At 60.4% G+C, this 18,509-nt stretch carries 16 protein-coding genes; 10 read left to right on the top strand and 6 right to left on the bottom strand.

Features of this window, described 5'->3' with window-relative positions; translation table 11 throughout:
- Positions 1-309: 309 nt before the first annotated feature.
- Positions 310-531, bottom strand: a complete 222-nt coding sequence (locus H7C86_RS33295) for a hypothetical protein (protein WP_182263134.1) — start codon at positions 529-531, stop codon at positions 310-312.
- A gap of 716 nt (positions 532-1,247) precedes the next feature.
- On the opposite strand from H7C86_RS33295, the gene H7C86_RS33300 reads away from it, so the two are divergent.
- From H7C86_RS33300 to H7C86_RS33325, 6 genes are all read left to right on the top strand, one after another.
- The gene (locus tag H7C86_RS33300; RefSeq protein ID WP_182263135.1) at positions 1,248-2,645 is read left to right on the top strand and encodes an aldehyde dehydrogenase family protein; all 1,398 of its coding nucleotides are present in this window, start codon (positions 1,248-1,250) and stop codon (positions 2,643-2,645) included.
- 411 nt (positions 2,646-3,056) lie between these two features.
- Positions 3,057-4,280, top strand: a complete 1,224-nt coding sequence (locus H7C86_RS33305; protein WP_182263136.1) for an MFS transporter — start codon at positions 3,057-3,059, stop codon at positions 4,278-4,280.
- Positions 4,281-4,339: 59 nt separating this feature from the next.
- On the top strand, positions 4,340-4,924 hold the full coding sequence (locus H7C86_RS33310) for an SDR family oxidoreductase (protein WP_182263137.1): 585 nt from the start codon (positions 4,340-4,342) through the stop codon (positions 4,922-4,924).
- 696 nt (positions 4,925-5,620) lie between these two features.
- On the top strand, positions 5,621-6,808 hold the full coding sequence (locus H7C86_RS33315; protein ID WP_182263138.1) for a CE1758 family FMN-dependent luciferase-like monooxygenase: 1,188 nt from the start codon (positions 5,621-5,623) through the stop codon (positions 6,806-6,808).
- Positions 6,808-7,293, top strand: a complete 486-nt coding sequence (locus H7C86_RS33320; RefSeq protein WP_182263139.1) for a MarR family winged helix-turn-helix transcriptional regulator — start codon at positions 6,808-6,810, stop codon at positions 7,291-7,293. The genes H7C86_RS33315 and H7C86_RS33320 overlap by 1 nt, the downstream gene beginning before the upstream one ends.
- On the top strand, positions 7,290-7,997 hold the full coding sequence (locus H7C86_RS33325) for a CE1759 family FMN reductase (RefSeq protein WP_182263140.1): 708 nt from the start codon (positions 7,290-7,292) through the stop codon (positions 7,995-7,997). Before H7C86_RS33320 ends, H7C86_RS33325 begins: the two co-directional genes overlap by 4 nt.
- A gap of 388 nt (positions 7,998-8,385) precedes the next feature.
- Here the strand turns inward: H7C86_RS33325 and H7C86_RS33330 are convergent, their stop codons facing one another.
- Entirely contained in the window at positions 8,386-9,027 is a 642-nt protein-coding gene (locus H7C86_RS33330; protein ID WP_182263141.1) for a hypothetical protein, read from the bottom strand.
- 170 nt (positions 9,028-9,197) lie between these two features.
- On the opposite strand from H7C86_RS33330, the gene H7C86_RS33335 reads away from it, so the two are divergent.
- The 4 genes from H7C86_RS33335 (at position 9,198) to H7C86_RS33350 (ending at position 14,777) form a co-directional block, all read left to right on the top strand.
- Positions 9,198-10,478: an amidohydrolase family protein gene (locus tag H7C86_RS33335; protein ID WP_019746879.1), complete on the top strand. Its 1,281-nt coding sequence runs from the start codon at positions 9,198-9,200 to the stop codon at positions 10,476-10,478.
- A 204-nt stretch (positions 10,479-10,682) separates the two neighbouring features.
- A complete protein-coding gene (locus H7C86_RS33340) occupies positions 10,683-11,318 on the top strand; it encodes a hypothetical protein (RefSeq protein WP_024488313.1) in 636 nt (211 codons plus the stop codon).
- A 3-nt stretch (positions 11,319-11,321) separates the two neighbouring features.
- Entirely contained in the window at positions 11,322-13,307 is a 1,986-nt protein-coding gene (locus H7C86_RS33345) for a YhgE/Pip domain-containing protein (RefSeq protein ID WP_134998437.1), read from the top strand.
- Positions 13,308-13,397: 90 nt separating this feature from the next.
- Positions 13,398-14,777 (top strand): glutamate decarboxylase, encoded by a 1,380-nt coding sequence (locus tag H7C86_RS33350; protein ID WP_019746876.1) that lies wholly within the window; start codon positions 13,398-13,400, stop codon positions 14,775-14,777.
- A gap of 348 nt (positions 14,778-15,125) precedes the next feature.
- Here the strand turns inward: H7C86_RS33350 and H7C86_RS33355 are convergent, their stop codons facing one another.
- The 4 genes from H7C86_RS33355 to H7C86_RS33370 form a co-directional block, all read right to left on the bottom strand.
- On the bottom strand, positions 15,126-15,869 hold the full coding sequence (locus H7C86_RS33355; RefSeq protein WP_182263142.1) for a hypothetical protein: 744 nt from the start codon (positions 15,867-15,869) through the stop codon (positions 15,126-15,128).
- A gap of 79 nt (positions 15,870-15,948) precedes the next feature.
- Positions 15,949-17,016 (bottom strand): type IV toxin-antitoxin system AbiEi family antitoxin, encoded by a 1,068-nt coding sequence (locus tag H7C86_RS33360; RefSeq protein WP_182263143.1) that lies wholly within the window; start codon positions 17,014-17,016, stop codon positions 15,949-15,951.
- A 131-nt stretch (positions 17,017-17,147) separates the two neighbouring features.
- On the bottom strand, positions 17,148-17,594 hold the full coding sequence (locus tag H7C86_RS33365) for a hypothetical protein (RefSeq protein ID WP_182263144.1): 447 nt from the start codon (positions 17,592-17,594) through the stop codon (positions 17,148-17,150).
- 185 nt (positions 17,595-17,779) lie between these two features.
- A complete protein-coding gene (locus H7C86_RS33370; RefSeq protein WP_182263145.1) occupies positions 17,780-18,199 on the bottom strand; it encodes a hypothetical protein in 420 nt (139 codons plus the stop codon).
- Between the last annotated feature and the right edge of the window lie 310 nt (positions 18,200-18,509).

Genomic DNA, 18,509 nt, shown 5'->3' on the forward strand with positions numbered 1-18,509 from the left:
CAAGGTGGTCAAGAGGCAATGCGGTCGGCCGTCTTACGTGCTGGAGTACTTACCGGGCAGTCCGCTGTGTCCGACAACGATGCAGAAGGGTGGACCACCAACATCGAAACCCGGCATGGAGATGAGCTCCCGTGCGAAAAATCTGAGTCGAATTTCAGTGCGGGGTCGGTAAACGGTATTTTTCTCAGGCTGCCCACCAGACAATGGCGACGGCGCACATGACGCAGCCGAGAGTAACGGCAGTGTCCGATGCCATACCGAGCCATTCGTGCAGCCGTTTTCGTCGGCTGGTGCGAGGTGAACGTGGGGTCATGGCGTGGCCGAGGTTTGAATCGCGGCTTCGAGTCGGGTGAGTCGCGCTTCGAGGACGCCGGTGATGGCAAGGAGGCCGAGCAGGGTGGGTTCGGTGATGTCGCGGCCGCGTTTGGCGTGATCGAGCAAGGTTGTGCGCAGGAGTGAACACATAGGGGCCTCGTCGCCAATGGGTAGTTGCTCGAGTTTGACGGTCAGACGCTCGGAGGGGGAAGACACGGGTAGCTCCTGCAGTCTCGATCATGGTCAATCATGTAGGCAGAGTGAAGAAGTCACTGTCTGCCTGGTGTGCGGAGTGGTGCGCTGGAACCGAGGCGGAAAGCAGCGCACCACCGTCCCCGATGTTACTGGGTCATTGCTGACCGGTCGGTACGCGGGCTGCGGCGGTGTCGGGCATCGGTGGACAGCGAGGTGCTCCTCGAAGGGCGAGTCGGGGAACGTTCGGTGGTGGCGCTCAGGGGCGAGGGGAAGCCGTGGACCACTCATCGACGGTCAATCACTGATCATCGACGGCACTGGCCCGTCCTGTCTCGACCCGGCAACGCACCAGGGGCGATGTCCCCGGGCGGGGTGCACCGGCGGTGGGCGCAGACCCTCGAATTTCTTGGATCGGACACCGTCAACGTACTATCTCGGCGAAAAACGTCGACGCCCACGCACTACCCACTCGCGAGTTGACACCGAAAGACCGCAACTGTTGCCGGCGGGAAACAGTCGGACCCGTCGGTCGCCCCGGTCGACCGCTGGGGATACACCCCGGTTACCGGACCTCCGTTGACTCCGCAGTCATAAAGTGGTCGTCGAAATCGAGAACTAAGTGGTCTGGCTTTACAGAGTTCTTGGAAAACAAAGAGTCGTACCGTAGAAGACATGACCACCAATGCGGAGGCCAGGCGTTTGCAAGGGCACACTCACTGAGAAAGGCTCGACTGACAATGACCACCACAGCTACAGCTGTATCGAGGTTCTCTGAAGTCTTTCACGCACAAAAGGCACGTTTCCGGTCCGATGCGACCAAGCCTTACGAGTGGCGAGTGGATCAACTCACTCGTCTGGAGCATTTGATTGCCGAAAATCAAGAGGCGCTGAGCGCCGCGCTGGCTGTGGACTTCAAGACATCAATCTGGGATATCTCCGCAGAATTCGGGGTGTCTCTTGGTGCGATTGCAGAGGCGAAGGCGAACCTCGCGGACTGGATGGAGCCCACCCAGAAGGAGCTCCCGCCCTCGTTCGCCTCCAAGGGCTATCAGGCTCGCGTCTACCATGACCCCTACGGGGTCACCCTCCTGATCGCGCCTTTCAATGCACCGTTGGCGCTTCTCGTTGCACCACTCGTCGCTATTCTCGCCGCAGGCAACCCTGCGATCGTGAAGCCGTCAGAGGTCACCAGTCATGTGGCCGAGATCTTAGGCGAGCTATTCCCTCACTATTTCGATGCGCAGGATGTGGCAATGGTCCGTGGGGATCGCGCAGTAGTGTCCGAACTACTGAAGCTGCCATTCGATTTCATCTTCTTCACCGGTAGCGTGCCTGTCGGCAAGATCGTTATGCGCGCCGCAGCCGAGAATCTCACTCCGGTACTTCTCGAACTAGGCGGTCAGAACCCGTCGATCGTTGACGAGACTGCGAACTTGGAGGATGCCGCTCGCAAGCTCGTCTGGGGCTCGATGGCCTTCGGTGGACAATGGTGCGTCTCCCCCGGTTATGTCTACGTGCATGAGGCCGTCGCCGGGCAGTTCGTCGAGGAGGCCAAGAAGGCGGTGGCAGAGTTCTACGGTGCGGATCCCGACTCGAATCCCGATCTTTCACGTATGGCCTCCGAAAAGGACGTCACCCGGCTCCAGGGGCTCATCGATCCGACCAAAGTCGTCGTCGGTGGCCAGAGTGATATCACCTCCCGCTACTTCGCGCCCACGATCCTGTACCCGGTCGCCGATGACGACAAGGTCATGGAGGAGGAGATCTTCGGTCCGATTCTGCCAGTTCTTCCGTACACGGACCTGAAAGAGGTCGTCGCGACGATAAAGGACCGTCCGTCGCCGTTGGCGGCGTATATCTTCAGCCGGAACGAAGATCGCGTCGGGGAGCTGTTGGCAACACTTCCGTTCGGCAATGGATCCGTGAACCAGGCGATCCTGCACCTGTTCTTCTCGAATCTGCCATTCGGGGGAATCGGACCGTCGGGTATAGGGCAGTACCTGGGCAAGACCGGATTCGACTCGCTCACTCACGACAAGTCGATCCTGTTCTCTCCGGCTGAGGAGACCGTGGAGTCGGTCTTCCCACCTTATGACGCCGAGACCCCCAGTCGGTTGGCGACCATGTTCGACTGACGGACCCATGCTTCTGCCCTGGCTTGATCCATGTGAGCCAGGGCAGAACCATGTCAAGCCGAACCCATCCCAGGCCCCTTGCCACGTGGTTGCTCGATCCCTGGGGCTTGGATAGCGGCTGTGCCTTTGTTGCGCCGTCAAATCTCAGCCTGTTTTTTGCGGTGAGGTTAGCAACAGTCAGCTCTTATTGTGCATCTCGCACCAACGATGGGCTATCAAGAGCGTTCAAGTGCCAGCATCGGCATGCAAGAGTGCAGGGCCTTGAGGCGACCTGACGCCCCACCCCCTTAAGTGGTCTGGGGATTAAGTGGCCAAATGGTACTCGATGCTATTCCTCTTAGCTCCTACTGTTTATGACGTACGGCGGTCCCGGAGGCCCGTGGTAAGTCACGATCCATCAAGGAGCCCTTAATGTCTTCACAACACCCGGCCACGAGCGGAACCCGCGCTCGGAGGCGCACCATACCTTCGGGGCTCGCTCTGGCAGGAACGGCCGTCGCCTTCATGAGCCTGTATCTGGGCGCGGGAGCTCTAACCCCCCTGCTGGTCGACTACAAGAATCGGTTCGGGTTCGCGCCTGAGATGCTCAATGTTGCCTTCGCGGTGTACGCGGCCGGATTTCTCGTGGCCGTCCTGACGCTCGGGTCGCTGTCGGACTACATCGGGCGTCGCCCCGTACTCATCGGTGGGCTCATCGTGCAACTAGCCTCGAATCTGCTCTTCCTGGCCGCGACTGATGTGAGCTGGGTAATCGCGGGGCGGATAGTTCAGGGCATCGCCAGCGGCGCAGCCACGGCTGCATTCACTGCGGCAATGCTGGAGTTGGCACCAGAAAGGAATAAGCGCCTGGGATCGATCCTGGGGAGTGTCAGCCTGACCGGTGGGCTGGCTCTGGGGTCGATTCTTGCCGGGCTCGCGATCGAGCTCACGCCTGCGGCGAATACCATCATCTGCATAGTCCTGATCGTCTTGACGGTGCTCGGCGGACTCGTTGCAATCTTCTCGCGTGAGACGGGAGCGCGAACACCAGGGGCGATGCGTTCAATGATTCCCCGCATTTCAGTGCCCGCCGCTGCACGCACCGAGTTCTTCGCCGCTGCACCGGTGGTCGCGGCAGTATGGATGCTCGCAGGCCTGTCGGGCGGTCTTGCGCCGAACATGGTCAGTAGCGTGTTCGGGATCGAGAGCCCATTCCTGGGAGGATTCTCCGGATTCGTCGCACCCGCAGTATCGACCATTACCGGCGTTGTTCTGGCAACGGTCCCCTCGCGCCGGGCGATGGTCATCGGAATCTATGCATCTATCATCGGGGCCGTGGCGATCATCGGAGGCGCTACCGCTGAGAGCCTGGCGCTCATGGTGATCGGCCAGGCGATCGCCGGGATCGGGTTCGGCTCGTCCTTCACCGCCGCGCTCCAATTACTCGTCCCCATCGTGCAGCCACAGCAACGCGCCGGAATCGTCGCGTCAATCTATGTCGTCTCCTACACCGCATTCGGACTGCCGATCGTCATCGAGGGGCAACTGGTCGCGCGGCTGGGAGAAATCCCCGCCGTGGTCTATTACACGGGCCTGACGGTACTTCTGACTCTCGTCAGTCTCGTTGCTCAGGCGCGCATCAAGCGGCGCGCCTGATCGATGTCCACCTCCGGGTCATCCGTCCGGGGCAAACCCAAAGAAAGAAAGGCAACATCATGTCCAAGATCTTCCTCGCCGGCGCGTCCGGCGTCATCGGTCAGCGCCTCATCCCGCTGCTCGTCGAAGCAGGCCACACGGTGGCAGGCATGACACGATCCGCCAGCAAAGCCGAAAAGCTCGCCTCGCTCGGTGCGCAGCCCGTCGTCGTCGATGTCTTCGACCGCGACGCGCTCATCGCGGCCGTTAGCGAGTTCGGCCCCGACATCATCCTCAACGAGCTCACCGACCTTCCGGACGACGTGGACAAGATCGCCGAATTCGGCGACCTGAACGCCCGCATCCGCACCGAGGGCAACCAGAACGTTATCGCTGCGGCACGCGCCGCAGGCAGCCCGAAGATCCTCGCACAGACAGTCGCCTGGGAACTTCCCGATGGACCTGACGCGGTGGCCGTCAAGCAGCTGGAGACGTCGGTGCTCGCTGAAGGCGGGGTCGTCCTCAGCTACGGCCAGTTCTACGGCGCCGGCACTTACAACCCCGATGCCGTTCCCGCCGAGCCTCGTGTGCAGATCGACCAGGCTGCCCGGCGCACGGTCGAGCTGTTGGACGCACCGTCCGGAATCGTCACGATCACCGACTAACCACAGCGGATGAGGGCCTGGATTGAGCATCAGTCCCGGCCCTCATCCGGCGCAATGTTAAGCGGTTCATCATGCTGTAAAACCAGACCATATCCGCAATCTCCCGATATCCTCACTCCCGCTCTCGCCTGTTGTTTTCTTCAGCATGGCCCCTGGAGTGCGTTCTACCGAGGTCTGCCTCTACTTCGCAGGTCGCGGCAACCGCCTTTCTGGCAACTTCTACATGAGCGCCCCCCGATTAGCTGACGTCCAAGGACGACTACAGGCTCCGACTACTTGGCATCAGGTTGACAGGCCTCGTCATGCCCACGGCTCAGGGCCATGACCCGGGCTCGATTTCACCGGAGCTCCTGATCTGCAGCGATGACTCCAGTCGTTCGCACCACTTGGCTCGCGTTCACCGGCATCACTGCAGCTAGGCAAGCAGAGGGCGACTTCGGCGTGCCCAAGCCGAGCACACGGCCCGCAGGAAGAGACGGTCGCCGGCGTGCGTGTCGACCCAAACCCCAGTGGCGCGAATACCCGCGCGCCATGGGCCGGGCGTGAATGGAGATTGCACTTAATTCTTGGGCTTGCCCGTCTTGTGCAGAGCAGTGAGCCACGACCGCCCTGGGAAGCCGACTTTTCACAGCTCTTAATCCCTCCGGGAATACATGCACAGTCATGTTGTTGCATCGAGCGGAAAGGATGACAATTATGCAGTTCGGAATCTTCACGGTAGGCGACATCGCACCGAACCCGGTGACCGGATATACGCAGAGCGAGGCAGAGCGGATCAGCAATCTCGTACGGGTGGCGCAGCGCGCCGACGAGGTCGGCCTGGACGTCTTCGCCCTTGGAGAGCATCACAATCCGCCATTCGTCCCCTCGTCGCCCACGACATTGCTGGCGCACATAGCGGCGCTCACCACACGCATCGTGTTGAGCACCTCGGTGACGTTGATGACGACGAATGACCCGGTAAAGATCGCCGAGGACTACGCGATGCTCCAGCATGTCGCGAAGGGCCGGCTGGACTTGATGGTCGGCCGTGGCAACACGGTGCCGGTCTATCCATGGTTCGGCAAGGACATCCGTCAGGGCGTCGCCCTCGCACTCGAGAACTACAACCTGTTGCACCAGCTCTGGCGCAATGACGTCGTGGACTGGGAAGGCAAGTTCCGCACCTCGCTACAGGGCTTCACCTCGACGCCGCGACCGCTGGATGACGTGCCCCCGTTCGTCTGGCACGGCTCGATCCGCACTCCGGAGATCGCGGAGCAGGCCGCCTACTACGGCAACGGATACTTCGCCAACCACATCCTCGCCCCGAACCTGCACTTCAAGCCACTGGTGGACTTCTACCGCGAACGTTTCGAGCACTACGGGCACGGCACGAAAGAGCAGGCGATCGTGGGCCTGGGTGGCCAGGCGTTCATCGCCAAGCGGTCGCAGGATGCGGTGAATACCTTTCGCCCGTACTTCGAGGAGTACCCGGTCTTCAAGGGCAGCTCCCTCGACGACTACAGGACTCGCACACCATTGAGTGTTGGCAGCCCCCAAGAGGTCATCGACAAGACGCTCACCTTCCAAGAGGGCTTCGGCGACTATCAGCGCCAGCTCTTCTCGCTCGACAGCATGGGGCTCCCGGTCGAGATGGCTCTGGAACAGGTCGAACTACTCGGCACAGAAGTCGTGCCCGTCCTCCGCAAGGAGCTGGCCGCACGTCGCGCCCCGGGAGTCCCGGGAGCACCGACGCATGCCAGCCTCATCACTCAGAAGTATGGCGACGTCGAACCACGGCAGCCCCGTCCGAACCCGAACCGGGGAGACAACCTGTCGGGCACCTCGCCCTATCAGGACAGCGCTCCCGAGGTGCAGGCGCAGTTCCCGATGGAGTTGTGATGGCGCTTCATCTCAGGCTGGCGAACGAGGCTTGGGAGGCGTACTACCGCACCCAGGCCACGCTGGCCCGGGAGTTCGCCGATGCTGACATCTGGGAAGGGCTCCACTCGACGGAGTACGCCGTGCTCTATGCGCTTTCGTTCGAGGCGACGGGCCTGCGGATCACCGAGCTGGGTGACGATGTGCTACTCACCCAGCCGGGAATGTCCCGGCTCATCGTCCGCTTGGAGGATCGCGGGTTCGTCGAACGCACAGAGGATCACGCGGACGGCCGAGTCCACCGCATCCGACTCACTGAGGCGGGGCTGGGCATTCAACGGCGAGTCGGAGCGCACATCGCACGGCGGGTGGCCAAGGCGATGACACGCGCGCTGGATGCATCGCAGCTGATGACGCTGCGTGATCTGAGCCTCGCTCTTCTCGTGGCGGCCCCGGGACAGGCGGCTTTCGTGCAGCAGCGCGCAATCGTGAGGAAGAGATCATGACCGATGGAGCCCTGGTTTCTGACAGGCAGGAGCTCGATGCCGTGCGCCTCGTGGTGCTGAGCGCAGGTGTGAGCGAGCCGTCGTCCACGCGGCTGCTCGCTGACCGGGTGGCGCAGAAGGCGATGGACCTGATGCGCGAGGCCGGCGCATCAGTATCTGGCAGCGTGATCGAGCTGGGGCCGCTCGCGGTCGAGATAGCCCAGGCCGTCGTCTCCGGTTTCCCCGGGGAACGACTGCAGTCGGCGATCGAACGGCTGGCGGCGGCGGACGCGGTGGTAGCCAGTACTCCGGTCTATAAGGCCGGTATCAGCGGAGTGTTTAAGTCGTTCGTCGACGTCCTCGACAACGATCTGCTCATCGCCAAGCCAGTCATTCTCGCTGCGACGGCTGGCACTGCCCGGCATGCCATGGTCGTTGATGATCAGTTGCGGCCATTGTTTGCGTTCTTGCGGGCGTTGCCGGTGCCCACTTCGCTGTTCGCTGCTCCGGAGGACTGGAGCTCGTCCGCGCTCGGGGAGCGGATCGAGCGTGCCGCTAGGGAGCTCTCTACCCTCGTACTGAGTGAGGTGGGCCGATCTATCGCCGACAGCGCCTGGACGGGGTACCAGCACCAGTTTGCAGGCTATGCGACGCGCGCCGAGCGCGGTACCTCCGATGTCGATTACACAACGGATCTCATGCGACTTGCCGCGGGAGGCCGGTAGATTCGTGCAATGTACGTGCAACATCAACAGAAACGCTGCGGCCGCGACTGGCTGTGAGCGACAGGACGGATTGCGCAAGGTTTTGAAAGAAAGAGTGGTAGTCGTTGCTGGTCGAACACCAGACACCATCGGTAGACGAGGTCCTGATGCAGAACCCGGCCGAGGTGATCAACGACTTGGGCAGAGGGTGCCGATGCCAACACGAGGCGCTGCCGTCGGAGCGCACCTTCGCAGACGTCGAGGTGACCAATATCAGGGGGACCCCGACAGTGGTCAGTTGGTGGTGAAATCACAAACCGCACGGCCGGCCTCTCGATGCGGGTGAACGGGGCGGCACTGGGAAGGCTTCTACAGCACTACGGCGCGTCTGATAATTGTTAGGACAACGCTAGACTGCTTGTGCCATGGAATGCGCCGGTCGGCTGCTTTTTCCGAGGAATACTGCGGATGCCAGCAGGAAGAATATTGCGCCGACAAAGGTTCCGATATTGGCCATGTTCGGGTCCAACGTGTTCCCGTCTCGCAAGACGAACGATCCGATCGCGGAGACTCCGAATGCGATGGATCCCAAGGTATTCAGCCACACGCTTTGCCATTCCTTCGATTGCGGTGCCCAGTAAGCGCCTTCCCTCAGCAGGATGAGGACAGCCAGTCCGCTCGAGACGAGGAAGGCTATCGAGCCCTCCGCGTTCGGATTCCAGACCAAGTGCATCTCGCCTCGTAGCGTAAGCGCGTGCAGCGCAGCCCCGGTGCTGACGTTGAACAAGATCGTCCCGAGTAACTGCACGGCAGCAGACAGCCAGACGGCCCGGATCGCGGGACGCCCCGAGTCGGTTGTGGTTGCTGGCCCGGCCAGCACCAACTGAACGAAAGCCGCGCAGGTAAAGAACCAGGAGCCCGCGAAGAAGAAGCTGTTGGCGAGTGCGGCACCGAAGAAGACCGACAGGAAGGGTGCCGATCCGAGCGCGAAGAGTGCGGATCCGATCACGAATCCCCACGACTGCATTCGAATGGTCGGGTGAATCAGCATGCGCTGCAGTGTACTTGGACTCGATATGAAAAGTCCTCCATTCGGGACCTTGGTCATCAGGCACTGATTTCGATCCGCCCGCCGCGGGTACGCGGAAACAAATTAAAACCATCTGCTTGTTTTTTACTTTACCGAAGCATGACTCCACTTTGGGTGCTAATGTCCGATTTATGACAGCCACTCCTCCAGCTGGAAATCGTTTGCTGTTTCGCAATGTCCGTGTTTTCGACGGCACCTCCTCGACCCTTGTTGCCGGGGACGTTCTGATCGACGGCACCACGATCGCCGCGGTGTCGGAGTCGCCTGTCGGGGATGATCCGAGCCGCGAGACCACTGTTGTGGACGGTGGTAATCGAGTACTCATGCCCGGCATGAGCGATGCCCACGTTCACCTGGTCGGTAACGCGAATTCATACGTCGACATGGTGACCGGCAGTGAAGCGCACATCGCACTCAACGGCCTCGCTGAAGCAAAGAACATGCTGCACCGCGGGTTCACCACGGTCCGGGACATGGCGGGTGACACAAGCAGCATCAAGTCCGTGATCGATCGAGGCCTGTTCGAGGGGCCGCGCATCTACCCTTCCCAGGCTGCCATCTCCCAAACCAGCGGCCACGGCGACTTCGGGTTTGTCTACGAATGCCCGACCGCGTTGGGAGGCAAGCAGTCTCGCGCCGAAGAAATTGGTTTCATGCGCGTCGCAGATGGCCCTGACCGGGTACTGGCAGCTGTTCGCGAACAGCTGAAGAAGGGCGCATCTCAGATCAAGATGATGGTCGGCGGCGGCGCTGCATCGATGTACGACCCGCTCTACACGGTCCAGTTCACCGATCCCGAGCTTCGTGCAGCAGTGCACGCGGCCACCGACTACGGCACCTACGTCGCCACCCACGTTTACAACGTCACCGGCATTCGCCGCGCCATCGAAGCTGGCGTGAAATCCATCGAGCACGGTCATCTCGCTGACGAGGCGACGATCGCTCTGATGGCTGAGAAGGACATCTGGCTTTCGATGCAGCCCTTCGCGCTGGGCGATCACCACTATCCGGATCCGGGCCGCGCAGAAAAGGATCGCGAAATCTGCACCGGCACTGACGATGTGTACAGCTGGGCACGCAAGCACGGTGTCAAAACAGCGTGGGGTACGGATCTTTTGCTCGAGCCGCAGCTTGCGCCGCGGCAGAGTGAAATGGCGGCGCGACTCGGTGATCACTACAGCAATGCCGAAGCACTTCGGATGCTCACGTCGGGAAATGCCGAACTCTTCCGTCTTGCCGGCGAACGCGATCCGTACCGGCAAGCACCACTCGGAGTGATCGCCAAGGATGCGTGGGCAGATGTTCTTCTCGTCGACGGCAATCCACTCGAGGATCTGAGCCTGCTCGCCGATCCGGCCAAACATCTCTCCGTCATTGTCAAAAATGGTCAGGTCGTCAAAAACATACTGTGACAACGTCTTCATCGCGTTGATCCGTCTGACGTGCAGCCAATTCAAGCTGAACACCTGAGCGGGTCGATGTGTCCTCGTGCTCCACCGAGTCGGGAGTCCAAGTTGGTTGAAACACGTTTCGAGCGTTGGGAATTACCTGAGGACCGAGTCGAAGGGTCGTTGGTGTCCGCCCGCGGTATCGAGCTCCACGGGCCGTGGGGGCATGTGTTCGGTCCACTCGACATCGACATCGAGGCTGGCGGTGTGACCGTCCTGGCCGCGCAATCGGGTGCCGCGCGCACAGCCCTGCTGATGGCACTATGCGGACGGATGCGATTGTCGTCCGGGTCATTGACTGTGCTGGGCTACGAGAAACCCTCGAGAATTCTGGCTGTCTCGGCGATCGCATGTCTGAACGAACTCGACGAAGTTCGCCCATCGGTGACGGTGCGGGACATGGTGACCGAACAGTTGCGATGGAATTCACCGTGGTACAAGTTCGTGCCCCGGGTGAGCGAAGATCAAGTAGCAGATATGTGTGCGTACACATTTGGCGGCGTAGACCTCCCCCCGCTCAATGCCTTCGTCGACGATCTCCCGGAGATCCAACAACTGTTGCTGCGGATCGCCGTCGCGAACACCAAAAGACCACCGCTACTGGTGGTGGGTCGAGTCGACAAGATCGCCGACGACGACGAGCGGACAATGTTGTTACGCCGACTGGTCGCATTGGGAGAGCACCAGTCGGTGATCACCGCCGATGTCAACGACCTTCCGCCGGACAGCGGCGTCCATGCCGTGGTGAACATGCACGGCCTGCTGGGCGCCGGTGACATCGGCGTCATGACCGAAGGACGGTGAGCGATGCTCGCAGGTATATCTCTGGGCAGTGATATCAAACGCTACTCCCGCGGCACCCTGCCACGAATCGCGATCGTCACCATCATCTTGTTGCCGTTGCTCTACGGCGCCATGTACTTGTGGGCTTTCTGGAACCCGTTCGGCGAGGTGAACAAGATCCCCGCAGCGATTGTCAACAACGACTCGGGGCGAACATCGACAGGCCAACAAGTCGATGCCGGCGATCAGGTCGTCAAGTCGCTCATCGCCTCCGGGCAACTTGATTTGGCGGAGGTCTCGGATCAAGAAGCCCAAGCCGGACTCTCGAGCGGCAAGTACTATTTCACCATCACCTTGCCGGAGAACTTCAGCGACGCTGTCGAGTCACCCAACGGTGACAACCCCGAGAAGGCCGATCTCACCTTCACCTTCAACGACGCCAACAATTATCTAGCCACCATCATCGGGCAGGACGCGTCCGAACAGGTCATCAATCAGGTCAACTCGACCATCGGCGCCCAAGGCGTCGGCCAAGTCCTGACGGGCCTACAGACCGCCGGTTCGGGCCTGGGCCAGGCTGCCGACGGAGCGAAGACCCTCGCGGCCGGGATCGACACCGCCAAAGGTGGGGCCGATCAACTGAACTCCGGTGCAGGCGAACTCGCCACCAACATGGTCACCGCACGCGATGGTTCCGCGCAGCTCGCAGCCGGCGCCGGGCAACTCGCCACAGCCATCGACGGCGTCGCCGACCCACTGCTCAACGCCCTCGACTCCACTGCCGTCTCCGACGTCGGTGCGCAAGCTGCGCAACTGCGGCAATCCCTCACCACCCTCGGGGATCGCCTCCCCAAGCCGCCACAGGTTACCGTCTCCCCGGCAATCCAGCGGGTGCTCGACCTTCTCGGACCCAGCACCGATCCGCTCGCACAACAGGCCGTTGCAGCTCTCACACCTCTCGTGGCAGCACAACCCCAAAGTGACACTGCCGCACTACAAGCGGAGATAGCGCGCCTCAGCGGTGATGCGCGCGCGCTCGAATACCAGTTGACGGATCCATCCAGTCCCCTGCAATCCGGACTCGCGCTGCTGCAAAACGGCGGGCTCGCCTCCGACGTCCGGCAACTACGCGACGGCGCCGACCAGCTCAGTTCCGGAGCCACGACTTTGAACTCCGGACTGATCCAGTTGACCGACGGCAGCACCCAGCTCGCGAGCGGAGCCGATCAGTTAGCTTCGGGGATGGTCGAGCTGCAATCAGGCTCAGGCGAACTGGCAGACGCACTCGCACAGGGCGCTGGGCAAGTACCCAGCTGGACCGACGCGCAACGCAACGCCACCGCGGACACCCTGTCCACCCCAGTCGCACTCAAGCAGGACTACACCAACGAGGCACCCACATTCGGTACCGGATTCGCGCCGTTCTTCCTCTCCTTGGCCCTGTTCGTCGGCTGCATCATCACCTGGATGCTGCTGACCCCGCTACAATCCCGCGCAACTGTCAGTAACCTCGGCCTCTATCGCACAGTTCTGGCTTCCTACTGGCCGGCACTGCTCATCGGCATCCTCCAAGTGATCACGATGTACGCCGTGGTCCACATCGGGGTCGGCCTGGACGTCAAACACGTTCCCGGAACTATCCTGTTCCTGATGCTGGTCTCGGCGACGTATTTGGCGATGATCCAGATGTTCAATGCTCTCTTCGGCGTCGCAGTCGGCCGAGTGGTGACATTGGCCTTCCTGATGCTGCAACTGGTCTCCGCCGGCGGCATCTACCCAGTGCCCACGACAGCGACGCCCTTCCAATACATTCATCCGTTCGACCCGATGACATACACCGTCAATGGCCTCCGGCAACTCATCACCGCCGAACACGTCGACTCTCGACTCTGGACAGCAATCGCCGTCCTGACCGGCATTCTGCTCGTCTCGATGACTATCAGCGCACTCTCCGTGCGCCGCAACCGGCGTTACACCATGGAACGCCTGTACCCGTCCATCGAGGTGTAAAGCACTGCACAGCAACATCTTCACAGTCGACCACATTTGAATCACCGTCCAAGTCGTACCCCGCACGCTCGCATACTGGAGGAGAAAAAAATGTCAGACAGCTTCGCAGCTCCCACCGAAACCCTCGCACCGGCGTACACAGGACGGCTCGGCACCGATCCGATTCCAGCTCTGAAAATGCCCAAGGCCGAGTCGGATCCCGAAGCGGCGTACCGATTCATCCACGACGAACTGATGCTCGACGGCAGTTCCCGACTGAACCTGGCAACCTTCGTCACCACCTGGATGGATCCTCAGGCAGACAAGCTGATGGCCGAGACATTCGACAAGAATATGATCGACAAAGACGAGTATCCCGCGACAGCGGAGATCGAAACTCGTTGCGTCAACATGGTTGCCGACCTCTTCCACGCAGAAGGGCTGACCTCCGACCCTGCGTCCGCAACGGGGGTCTCAACGGTAGGGTCCTCCGAAGCTGTGATGCTCGGCGGCCTCGCACTCAAATGGCGCTGGCGCCAGCGCCGCGAACAAGAAGGTAAAGACACCACGAAGCCCAATCTCATCCTCGGCAGCAACGTCCAGGTCGTCTGGGAAAAGTTCTGCCGCTACTTCGACGTCGAACCAAAATACCTCCCCATGGAAAGGGGCCGCTACGTCATCACTCCCGAACAGGTCCGTGACGCCGTCGACGAGAACACCATCGGCGTGGTCGCCATCCTGGGCACTACATTCACCGGCGAGCTCGAACCCGTCGCCGAGATCGCCGAAGCCCTCGACGAGATCGCCTCAAACGGTGGTCCCGACGTCCCCCTCCACGTCGACGCTGCCAGTGGAGGTTTCGTCGTCCCGTTCCTGCACCCCGAGCTGATGTGGGACTTCAAGGTTCCGCGTGTGGTCTCGATCAACGTCAGTGGCCACAAGTACGGCATGACATATCCTGGCATCGGTTTCGTCGTCTGGCGCTCGAAAGAACACCTACCGGAAGACTTGGTGTTCCGGGTCAACTATCTCGGCGGCGACATGCCGACCTTCACCCTCAACTTCTCTCGATCTGGCAACCAGGTCGTCGGGCAGTACTACAACTTCATCCGCCTCGGCGTCGCCGGATACACCCAGATCATGGAATCGCTGCGCGACACCGCGCTTATGCTTTCCGCCGCAATCTCCAAGATCGACAACATGGCGATCATCACCGACGGCACCGCTATACCGGTCTTGTCCTTCGAAGTCGTCGACGACCCAGGCTTCACTGTCTTCGACATCTCCCACGAACTCCGGGCACGCGGATTCCAAGTGCCCGCGTACACCATGCCCGCCGACGCCGAAGATGTCGCCGTCCTGCGGATCGTGCTACGAGAAGGTTTCAGCCAAGATCTCGCGTACAAACTCGCCACCGCCCTCAACGAAGTCGTCGAGCAACTTCGTAAGAGCAACGCCGATCGACCCCAAAGGACTGCTTTCGCCCACTAACTGCTGTTGCGGGGAATCCACGACACCGCTTCCCCGCAACAGTGGTCACTTCAGTCCCAACTGCACTTCGGACCAGGAGTGAAAATTTTTCCCGATAGCCCGCTTCTACATTTCACCAAAGCACCAAACAGAATCTAAATGCAAACCCGCAGTGCCCCAGCCCCTGGGGTGTCAGCGCAACTACATTAGCCCGCTCACACATACAAAAAGGACTGTTCCACTCAAGTTCACACGTCAACAGACCGGGGCAGTCCCTTCCACCACTTCCTCGCGTCTGACAGGCGCTGATGCCTTGGTGATGCGTTGAAGCGTTGACTTCGGCCGTGTCTCGCTCGTTGTCTCAGTTCTCTACGCGCCGGCAGTCCAACCAAGTGCCATTGCATCCAATAGTTCCTGACGGCGATCAGCACTCGGTGGCCAGCTTGACGGAGCGGCGGCCGAGAACTTCAGTTCCGACGCAAGGACATGCCCATGCTTACCCGGCCAGCGCTCTGCGAGTTCAGCCGCCCGGTCGGGGCCGATGATGCGCACGATGTCCTCCCCAAGCAGACGAGCTGCGCTCTGTGGAACATCGAATTCATACAAAGCCAATATTTCATTCCCACGCCCGGTGTCGTAGAGGCGGTCGAGGATTGCTGTGGAGTCGATGTACCAGTAGAGAATTGCAGCGATGTCCGTGGCGTCCTTGTACCTTCCGGTCGCGCTCCTGTCCAGCCACGCAAACAGCTTCAGGGCGGCGTATCCATGGATCTGCGGAATGCGGATCGTCCCGGCGGTGGGTAGGTCCAGCTCTATGGCACTGTCGAACACCTCTTGGAACGCCCAGACACTCATTGTCTCTTTCCGTGGTGCGGGAAGAACAGTTCCCGTCGGATCCTCTATTGCCCCAAAAGGTACGAGGTCAGTAGGCATCTCCGCCACCCGATACCGAACTCCGGTCTCACCCAAACGAGGTAAGCCGTCGACCACGTCGCGATATGACATCCAGTCAGCGATCGCCAGGGCAATATCCACATCCTGGGTGGCCTTCAGATCGAACGTGTACCCCAATGCCTCTTGAAAGACGTCACGGCAATGTGCACCGATGATCATCAGATCGGACGATTGTAATTGCCCTGATCTAGCTAGTAGTTCAGCACAAACCTTGTCGACGAGAAGTAGACGTTCGGAACTACATTTGTCCAGATTCAGCACTGCGGTCGTTTCTCCATGTTCTTGCGACCTCCGCAAGACGTGGGTCTCCCGAAGCCATCAAATCGGCGTATACCAAAGGCCAGGGAGCATTGTCCGGCCCTGCCAGTACATCTTCGCCTCGATAGTCAGGCCGCGTCAAATATGTTGGATCCGTCCAAAATTTCTTCATAACTACAATGTTTGCACCTCCACTGCTGTCAGCTCTCCACCTGTTGACCAGAGCGATCTTCTTGTCGAAGGTCTCTACGTAGATGGTGAGAGTTGTCGGCCGAACGATATCCACGCCCCGAGCAGATTCGCCGCTGAAGTAGACGGCCTGATCCGGATACAGCGGACGGAAGTTGTCCGGTGAATCGGAGGCGAAGGTGGCAATGGTCATTTTCCTGCCAAGTCCACGCGGGTATTCATTGGTCCAGTAGTCGAGCAGTTCAGAGAAACGGTGCAGACGTTCGCCTTTAAGGAAACCTGCGTCCTCTAGCAATGCGAGCGATTCGTGGGCCTGGCCTACGGAGACGCCAGCAACCTGCGCGATGTCCCGAACTTTGGCTTCAGCTAGGTTCGGCCAAGCAAGCAAGGCCAGTACAACCTGAGATCGACGGGGGCTAAAGAGATTCCGTGTGACGCGACGCGGAGATACTTCCTGATAGTCACGGTGATCTCCTGTCGGAAAATCCCATTCTGAGCTCAAATTCAGTGTTGGAGTTGTGCGACCTTGGACTTCGACGTAGACACTCCCGAATTTGATGAAAGCATTGCCGATCGTGTCGATGTACTGAATATCGGCTGCACGAAAGGCGGCCGCGCTGCGGCCGTTGATCTTGGGTCCAACCACCAGCAATGGATGAGGCATCCAGGCTGCCTGTGAGATCGGCAGGACCGCCGTCAAGGTCATTGATGTCTTCATATTGAGCGCGTATCGAGCATGATTACCGTGTCCGACGAGGGTCACCAATGCATCGAATCCAGCGTCAGATTCAACCAGCGGACTAGTACCGACATCTAGTGTGATGCCGAACTCTTGTAGGCGATCAGCGATGGCCTCCATGAGGGTTGCTGATCTTGAATACAATGATCCCACCGCACTCTGTTCGGTTTCCGACTGGTTTCAGTAACATTGAACATACCTCAATACTGAACAGAATCTACGGATGAACCACCCTGCTGCCGCACCACACCTCACTGACCTGCAGCGACGGCCGTACACAGGCGCGCCGAGGACGTTATCTCCACGATCGTTCCCTCGGTCCTCACATCCACATTGTGAAGGACAACGTCGAAGTCCGACGCCGGCTCAGGCTGCATCAGTCCGCTCACCTTCATCGGACCCGCGTCCCGTGGTTGAACCCGCGGGTCGAGTATCCGCTTGTGCTTGTCCGCGATGTCGAGTGCATGTACGTGCCGGAGGACATTTCTGCCAGCTTCCGGATCTGCCAAGAAAGGTTGGATTGACCTGAGCGCTGCAATGGTCTCGACTTTCAGTCCTTGACCCTTCGCTTTGTCCTCCCAATCGTCGAATCCCTTTTCGTCGACACGGATGGGGAAGTAGAGATTCGTAGATTTCGGCTCTTTCTCGATCTCCGCTGTGAGCCGTTCCCGCATCCAGATGTCCAGGGCTGCTCGCATGTTGTGGCTGGCATCGCCGAGGATGCACGGGCGGGGGAACTCGCCGCTACAGCAAAGCGGACCTGGCCACGTTGCGGCGAATCAGCGCGTTGATCGCCGACGGAATCAAACCTGACCGGGATCGGTGTCATCCTCGACCTGGAATCCCAGAACGCGATCCTGGCCGAACGAATCGCGCAACTAGCTCAGATGCCCGCAGAGCGGTCCGCCTCCGAACGCGTACCGCACTCCGGTGATCGCTCGTCGGCATGAGCGACGGCACCGAATTCCACATCGGCAACGATGGCATGTCCGCCGGATTCGAGCCGGTCGATCGCGGCATCGAAGGCATCGATGAGCCACGGCTTCTGCGCCTGACTCAATAATGTGTCCGTGCCCACGTCACCGATTTGCATGATGCGCACCCACCACGACCCGCTGGCATCGGGTTCGTCCCACAAACCTCGCGGAGAGTTGGTGGCCAACACGCAGCGGTTGTACTCGAGATCGACGCGAATGGCGTAGTGCCCCTCGACGTTCACGACAGCAGCGGGACGCTGCGACGCTGCAGCCAATGCGGCCAGCGCATCGTCGTACATCTGCGAAAACTTCTTCGTCAGAGGCACATCGCCCTCCCATTCGTTCGAGGCCGGCCGTACAGAAAGCGCGGCGCGACAGACAGTCCCCTGCCACAGCCATGACGAAGAACCGCAACCCATCCTAACCTCGCGATGCGCACATCAGCGGGAAGCGTCCCACTCGGCAATCAACCGCCTGAACACCCTTGCCATGCCGGCGGGTTCGCCATGAAGCCGAAAGAATGGCCAGTGTCTACAGTGCAGTACTCGGCGCTGGTCCTGCGGTGACTTCGCTTCGGCACTCGGCTACCGCTTCGTCAGGGCTTCCACGACCTCGGCCGCGATCGCCGCGACCCGA

It is taken from the genome of Rhodococcus sp. UFZ-B548 (assembly GCF_903819475.1).
Taxonomy (GTDB): domain Bacteria; phylum Actinomycetota; class Actinomycetes; order Mycobacteriales; family Mycobacteriaceae; genus Rhodococcus_F; species Rhodococcus_F erythropolis.